Genomic DNA, 1,724 nt, shown 5'->3' on the forward strand with positions numbered 1-1,724 from the left:
ACCGAGACCGATTCGCTCGGCGCCATCGACATCCCCGCCGATCGCCTGTGGGGGCCGCAGACGGAACGGGCGCGGCGCTTGTTCCGCATCGGGACGGAGCGTTTCCCGCCGGGCCTGATCCGCGCCGTCGGGTTGCACAAATCCGCCTGCGCTGCCGCCAACGCCCGATTGGGCGAGCTTTCGGCCGACCTCGCCGAAACGATCGCCAAGGCCGCGGACGAAATAGCGGCGAGCGAGCGGGACGAGGAGTTCCCGCTGCCCGTCTGGCAGACCGGCAGCGGCACCCAGACCAACATGAACGCCAACGAGGTGATCGCCAACCGGGCCAACCAAATGCTCGGGCAGCCGCTCGGCAGCCGGAAGCCGGTGCATCCCAACGACCACGTGAACCGCGGCCAGTCCTCCAACGACAACTTCCCGACCATGATGCACATCGCCGCCGTGGAGGTGGTGGAGGGCCGGCTGCTCCCGGCGCTCGGCCGGTTGCACGCGGCGCTCTGGCGGCGGTCGGAGGAGTGGGCGGACATCGTCAAGGTGGGCCGGACGCACCTGATGGACGCGGTGCCGGTGACGCTCGGCCAGGAATTCGCCGCCTGGGCGCGGCAGGTGGAACTGGGCCAGGAACGCCTGCGCGCCACCCTGCCGCGCCTGCTGCTGCTGCCCCAGGGCGGCACGGCCGTGGGCACCGGCCTGAACCGCCACCCGGATTTCGACCGGGTGTTCTGCGAGATCGTGGCCGAGCGCACGGGCCTGGCCTTCGCGCCGAACCCGAACAAGTTCGAGGGCATGGGCGCGCACGACGCCTTCGTCGAGCTGTCCGGCATGATGAACGTGGTGGCGGTCTCGCTGAACAAGATCGCCAACGACGTGCGGCTGCTCGGAAGCGGCCCGCGCTCCGGAATCTCGGAACTGGTCGTCCCGGCGGACGGGCTCTCCTCCTCCATCATGCCCGGCAAGACCAACCCGACGCAGTCGGAGGCGCTGACCATGGTGTGCGCCCAGGTGATGGGCGACAACGTGACGGTGACGGTCGCCGGCGCGCAGGGGCACCTGGAGCTGAACGTGTTCAAGCCGGTGATAATCCACGCCGTGCTGCGCTCGGCGGGGCTGTTGGCGGACGCGGCGGAGAGCTTCGCCGAGAACATGGTGCTGAAACTGGAGCCCAACCGCGACCGCATCGCCGAGAACCTGGCGAAGTCGCTCATGCTGGTCACCGCGCTGAACCCTCGCATCGGCTACGACGCCGCCGTGCGGATCGGCAAGACGGCGCTGGCGGAGAATTTGACCCTGAAAGACGCTGCGGCGAAGCTCAGGCTCGTCTCGCCGGAGGACTTCGACCGTTGGGTGCGGCCCGAGCAGATGGTCGAGCCGGGCGCGACCCTCGCCGGGGGGTGAGCGCACCGCGGCGCACGCCGCACGGCGTACTCCTTCCGGCACTTCCACATCAGCCAGCAGCTGACCGCCCGCGTCGACGTGCTTGTGCTGGCCAAGAACACCAGCACGAGCTCGGACATGATCGAGCGCTTCTACGGCCAGGTGAAGCTAGAGCGCATGGCCAAGGAGCTCAGGCCGGAGTGGCGGACCGGAGCGCGTAGCTAACCCGGTGTGCGGGTTTCACGCTCGGACGAGTTGCGCGAAAGCGAGCGGGAGGAGCCCGGCCCGCTGACAGAACAGCACCGCGATGGTGTGGGAGACGAACTTGCGGGCCCAGCGGGCGGCGCGGT

General features: G+C 69.4%; 1 protein-coding gene. It reads left to right on the forward strand.

What is annotated here, in order from left to right; genetic code table 11:
• A partial coding sequence (locus tag VIB55_RS03620) for a class II fumarate hydratase (protein WP_349262987.1) occupies positions 1 to 1,395 on the forward strand: 1,395 nt, incomplete at its 5' end.
• Positions 1,396 to 1,724: the final 329 nt, after the last annotated feature.

This window comes from Longimicrobium sp. (assembly GCF_036554565.1).
Taxonomy (GTDB): domain Bacteria; phylum Gemmatimonadota; class Gemmatimonadetes; order Longimicrobiales; family Longimicrobiaceae; genus Longimicrobium.